Here is a 5,755-nt window from a genome sequence, read left to right as displayed (position 1 = left end):
AAAATCTCCAAACATCTGTTCTGGTGCTTCAGAAAATGAAAAAATCGACTATTGCTCCATACGCAATAGTTAGCAAAATCTCCAAACATCTGTTCTGGTGCTTCAGAAAATGAAAAAATCGACTATTGCTCCATACGCAATAGTTAGTAAAATCTCCAAACATCTGTTCTGGTGCTTCAGAAAATGAAAAGCCCGACTATTACTCCATACGCAATAGTCGGGAAAATTCGAGATACTCAACCGAAACCGAAACCGAACAGAAAAATAGAGTAGCAAAACTTCTTCCCGCCCCATAATTTAAGGATTCAAAAAATCTAAATGATTCCCATGTTTTGCCCGTAAAGATTCGACAGAACCTTCCAATTCTAACTGACCACGATTTAATAAAACAATCCAATCAGCTCTACTAATCACCCTTGGTCTGTGACTAATAAAAATAGTAGTTTTACCACGACGATGAGACAATAAACTCTCCAAAACTTCAGACTCAGCCATCGGATCTAAACCAGAAGTTGACTCATCCAAAATTAATACAGACGGGTCATTAACAATACCTCTAGCTATTGCCAAACGCTGCCTTTGACCCCCAGAAATATTAGCTCCAAATTCTCCTAAAACCGTTTGATACTTATCAGGCAAACGACTAATAAATTCATCCGCCCCAGAAATCTGACAAGCTTTAACAATTTGTTCAAAAGTTACCCCAGGTGCAGCCAAATGAAAATTTTCAATAATGGAACGACTCCAAAAATGAGCATCTTGAGGCACCAATACAACCTGTTTTCTCAAAGAATTTATATCTAAATCTTGCAAATTATAAATACCAACTTGAACATTACCAGACTGTACAGGATATAAACCAGCAATTAATTTAGCGATCGTACTTTTTCCACAACCAGACTCACCAATTAAAGCAATAGACTTACCACCAGGAAACCTCACAGAAAAATTTTCTAATAAATCAATTCTCCCGGCGTAGTGAAAACTAATATTAGAGCAAATAATATCAGCATTATCCTTAATTTTAGCCTCCGGTTTTTGATGCTTTTCATCAGTTTCTGGAGGATAATCAATTACTTCTGAAAGTCGTTGAGTAGCAGTCTGAACTTTTGCCAATTCATCCATCAATCCCACCAACGTGCTAACCAAAGTTGACACATATTGATTCATAGCAATAAAAGCCAATAACTGACCAATACTTAATTGTTCAGCGATAACTAAATTACTGCCAAACCACAACAGAAAAATATTAGCAATATTACTAACTAAACCCGAAAAAACATCATTGACAATTCCAATCTGAGTAGTTCTAAAATTCAAATTAGCCAACTTGCCAAACCGACCTTGATATTCTTCCCAAAACTGAGCAGCACTAGAAGTAGTCTTGAGAGTCATTGCCCCCTTAAAAGTTTCCACTAAAACACCCTGAGTTTCTGCTTCTAAAGCAAATAAACTTCTAGTTTTTTGCTGTAAAATCGGCAACAACGCAATAGTTGATAAAGTCATAACCACCGCCATAAAAACAGCAACTATAGTCAGAGAAAAACTATAAAGGCACATCACAATCAAAGAAACCAAAGCAATAAAAAATTGACTAGGCAAACTCACAATAACTTGAGAAACCAACTGATTAATCTCTTTAATATCCGTCAGCCTACTAACAATTTCACCACTACGTCGCGTCTCATAATAATTCAATGGCAAACGTAAAATTTGTCTGCCAAACTCCATCACTAATCCTAACTCCAAACGTTGAGCAAAATGAGCAATCATATTAGATTGAACCAACTCCAGACAACTGCTAAAAATATTCATCACAATCACAGCAATTACCACACTGGTAAGTAACTGAAAATCGCCCCGAACAAGCACATCATCAGTCAGAATTTGCACCAAAAAAGGAGAAGCAATAGAAAGTAAACCCAAGACAATATTTAGCAAAAATACCTGAAAAATAATTTGACGATAATACCAAACTCGTCTCACCAATCTACTAATACTACTTACCTTTTCATCAGCCTCAGAAAAAAAGCGTTTTGGGTCAGGCTCGACTAATAAACAAACCCAATCTTCCCAACCTTCAGCTAATTCTTTTTCAGACAAAAAACGAATCCCAATAGCAGGGTCAGCAATTACATATTTATCCCCTTGTTTACCATACAAAACTACCCAATGATAGCCTTGCCAATGAATAATTGCTGGTAAAGGAGCCTGTTCAATTTTACTTAAAATTCCTGGATTAGCTTTCACAGATCTAGCATTAAAACCAATAGTATCTGCACCCTGTTTTAAACCTAATAATGTAGTTCCCTGTTGATTAGTACCTATAGTTTCTCTAATCCGATTAATTGTTAAAGTACGACCATGATATTTGGCAATAGAAGCTAAACAAGCAGCTCCACAATCTTCCTCACTTTGCTGGAGAATTATTGGATATTTATTAAAGTTATTTATTTCACGCTCAGTAGATGCTTTGGGTAATATTGGTACTGGTACAATATCTAACATAATGATTGAATTCTTAATTTAAAAATAACTAGATTGATGATAAGTATTCAGCGGTCAGCTATCAGCTATCAGCTATCAGCTATCAGCTTTATTACCTTTAAAGAAGGATGTATTCAACAATTAATAATTAATAATTAATAATTAATAATTACCTCTCCTTGAAAACGGATAGGATTGACTAATCATGAAAAATTTTTTCTTCTCTCTTGGGAGATTGGAGGCCAGCGAGGAGACCTCGCCATCCCATCCTACGGAATGCTCCGCTTTCCGACTGCTTTTTTCCCCTTAAAAGGGGAGGCGCATACCCACAATTTCTCGGTAAAAATGGAGATGTAGAAGTATGTCCTTTGCTTGCTTCATTTATTAAAAAGCTAAGAGCTGGCTGCTAATAGTTGATGAATTATGCTATGCCAAATAACTCTTTCTCTTAATAAACAATCAAATCAGAAAAAAACACCCATAAAACTACAGGTGCTTAATTCAATGCTTTCGTGATATGTAAATTATTGTTGATTGACATTCCCATAGGATGCTCCCTTTCAGGTATAGTGTAGTGTGGTTATAAAAGCCAAACTTTTGCTCAACTCATAGAGGGTATCTATAAAATAAAATATCAAGCCTTATAGAGTGGGTTTTGCTGGTGCAATATGAAAAGACAGGAATAACTCCACAATAATAATATAAAATCCGGTTATAAAGTAATCGCAAAATTACTTATTCTTAATAAAAATATTCTATTATGTAACTCTATAAGTACAACTCTATAAATCATCTCTATATTTGTAAAAATACTTTTTTTCTATTCCCTGTTCCCTATTGCTTGTTCCTTAAAAGCGATAAATTTTCGACTTTGTTCAAAATTGAGATGCACCTCAACTCTATTCAGAAACAAATTTTTGAATTTGATTATTTATTCTTTTCAACTTTAAGCTCAAGTAACGCTGTAGATAATTTGCTCGTTTGTAAATTGGTGAAAATGATTGCCACTGATCATAGGCAGGAAAAGCAACATTATCAAAAAAATTTACCCACTGTTCTTTAACTATTTCTGGGGTAAATTCTTTAGCCCGTTCAAGTCCATTTGTAATCATTTTTAAATAGAGTTCAGGATTACTTTTCAGTGTTTTTACTGCATTAATAGTATCCTCAAAAGATTTAATAATCATAAAATCTAATTCAGATTTTCTACAAGCAATAAAAGATGATTCTGGTGCAAGAATTGCAGGAACACCTGCTCTCCAACAGTTAACTAATTTACTCGCTGGTTTATTAATATAAGGATCTTTATTCTCAAAACTACGAACTGCGATTATAAGGTCTATGTTAGTATAATCATTCCATTGGTCCATACTAAAAAGAGGCAGCCATTTACAATCTAAATTATCTAAAGCTTGAATCCATTCATTAGATTTTAATTTTTCATCTAACTGACTTCTTGTACCAATAAAAGCTACATTTTAAATCAGAGAACCACGATTTATATCTCTTGATATTAATCCAGGTTGAGGCCAATGTGCTATATAATTAGCATTCCAAATAGAATTTTTATTCTCCTCAAAATCACGAGGATTATGCACAATATGTAAATGACTACTTGGATGAAATTCTCTATCTCCTTTAGCACAAATCAACATAACTCGATCAAAATATGGATAACTATTCCCTAAAGAATCTCTATCAGCCAATAAAATTCCCTTTTCAGGAATATTATTAACGAATTTACAATCATATACTTCCTCTAATTTTAAATATGTTCTGAGAATCCAAGAAGTAAAATTTACTGAAGCAAAACTTAAATTGATTTTAGAAGTTGACCATTGATTGGGATCTATCTGGAGAAGTTCTTGAGAAATTGGCAAGAGTGAGTAAAAGTAAATGGTTTTCATACAGAGAAAAAAACTAGCTAGAGTCGATATATAATAATTATACTACAAAATATACAGTTATAACCCTTGTCTGTTATGAATTTATATTTTTAAATACTTCTCTCTATATAAATCCAAAGCTATTTTCTGTTAAGCATTCAGCTATTAGCGGTCAACTATCAGCTTTTTAACGAAGGATGTAGCTCAATAGACTATTAAGGTTAACTGGTAGACTTTTACCAAAAAATCAGGTCTAAAACTTCCCCTTGGATAGGGAAAGAATGCTACAGAAAAGGTGCATCTTGATCGCATACGTTTAAAAAGAGCTTATCCAATTAATTTTATTATGAAAAAAATCATAAAAAAACACCCATAAAACTATAGGTGCTTAATTTAATCAAATGTCAATCAAAGTTACAATACCGCCATAACTATGATATAGCAGTCGAAGCAAAGGTTAGGAGGCATAAAAAGCCTAAAACCCAGAAAAAGCCAGATTTTTCCTTCTACCTTTTGCTATATAGCTTTTAGTAGCAGCCACCATAACCGTAGCCATAGCCACCACGACGGTAGCTATAACTTACAGAGCGACTGTATCCATAACCACCACGGTAGCCACCATAACCATAACCATAGCCACCACGACGGTAGCCATAACGTACAGGGCGACCGTAACCGTAACCATCACAACCACAACCATGACCACCATTAATAGTAGCAGAATCTTCAGTAGAAATATCAGAAAATAGTTCGTTATTTTGAGTTTCTTGCATCATTTTTTCCTTAGAATTAATTCAATCAACAAGCTAGTATAAATTTGTTTCTATTTATTTAGCTATCTCGTGATTTGTAATAGACTATTCTTTTGCTCAGTTGCAGCTTCCGGAGATTTTTTCATTTAGATTCAACTACAATTTTTAATTTAAAAATAAGTCAGCATTTCCTGTGAAATGCTGACAAAATAACTAGACTTTCTTGTATAGCCGTTTTCACAAAGGTAGACTACAAAAGTTCTATTTATGAATGTAGAATTCAGAATTATTAAATTAAGGAATTATAGTGGTTTTCACAAAAGTAGACGACAAAAATTCTGCCCTCAACATAAGTGCATTCAAGCCAAAATCTCTATACTCTATATTAATCAAAACTCCTATAAATAGTATTTTTTACCCTTATTTGGGGGAAACTTTTTTTATTAATATAATTCTCATGTTACCTTGTACAGAATAAACTTAGGCAAGGCAATATTTTGAGAATCTCTAGTTATATACAAGTTCATAAAGATTTGGTATAAGTTTCTATATCCATTGCTTATCCCCTAAAACTTTGTACCTCACCAATATGAGAATTACTATATGACAAATAGCTTTTACTCTTTACTA

At 33.6% G+C, this 5,755-nt stretch carries 4 protein-coding genes; all 4 read right to left on the bottom strand.

The features are described from left to right. Positions 1-297 precede the first annotated feature (297 nt). Positions 298-2,508 (bottom strand): peptidase domain-containing ABC transporter, encoded by a 2,211-nt coding sequence (locus tag F6K22_RS07705; protein WP_293095421.1) that lies wholly within the window; start codon positions 2,506-2,508, stop codon positions 298-300. 878 nt (positions 2,509-3,386) lie between these two features. Continuing rightward, positions 3,387-3,857, bottom strand: coding sequence for a hypothetical protein (locus F6K22_RS07700; RefSeq protein WP_293095419.1), 471 nt, complete (start codon positions 3,855-3,857; stop codon positions 3,387-3,389). Positions 3,858-3,965: 108 nt separating this feature from the next. After that, positions 3,966-4,394, bottom strand: coding sequence for a hypothetical protein (locus F6K22_RS07695; protein ID WP_293095417.1), 429 nt, complete (start codon positions 4,392-4,394; stop codon positions 3,966-3,968). Between the two features lie 506 nt (positions 4,395-4,900). Next, positions 4,901-5,149 (bottom strand): hypothetical protein, encoded by a 249-nt coding sequence (locus F6K22_RS07690; RefSeq protein WP_293095414.1) that lies wholly within the window; start codon positions 5,147-5,149, stop codon positions 4,901-4,903. Between the last annotated feature and the right edge of the window lie 606 nt (positions 5,150-5,755).

The sequence above is a fragment of the Okeania sp. SIO2F4 genome, assembly GCF_010672385.1.
Lineage (GTDB): Bacteria > Cyanobacteriota > Cyanobacteriia > Cyanobacteriales > Microcoleaceae > Trichodesmium.
Note: the sequence above shows the minus strand (reverse complement) of the source record. Positions and strands in the feature narration are given on the sequence as shown.

Coding starts and splice junctions, on each gene's coding strand:
- F6K22_RS07705 (WP_293095421.1), bottom strand. CDS start 2,508: ATGTTAGATATTGTACCAGTACCAATATTACCCAAAGCATCTACTGAG.
- F6K22_RS07700 (WP_293095419.1), bottom strand. CDS start 3,857: ATGGACCAATGGAATGATTATACTAACATAGACCTTATAATCGCAGTT.
- F6K22_RS07695 (WP_293095417.1), bottom strand. CDS start 4,394: ATGAAAACCATTTACTTTTACTCACTCTTGCCAATTTCTCAAGAACTT.
- F6K22_RS07690 (WP_293095414.1), bottom strand. CDS start 5,149: ATGATGCAAGAAACTCAAAATAACGAACTATTTTCTGATATTTCTACT.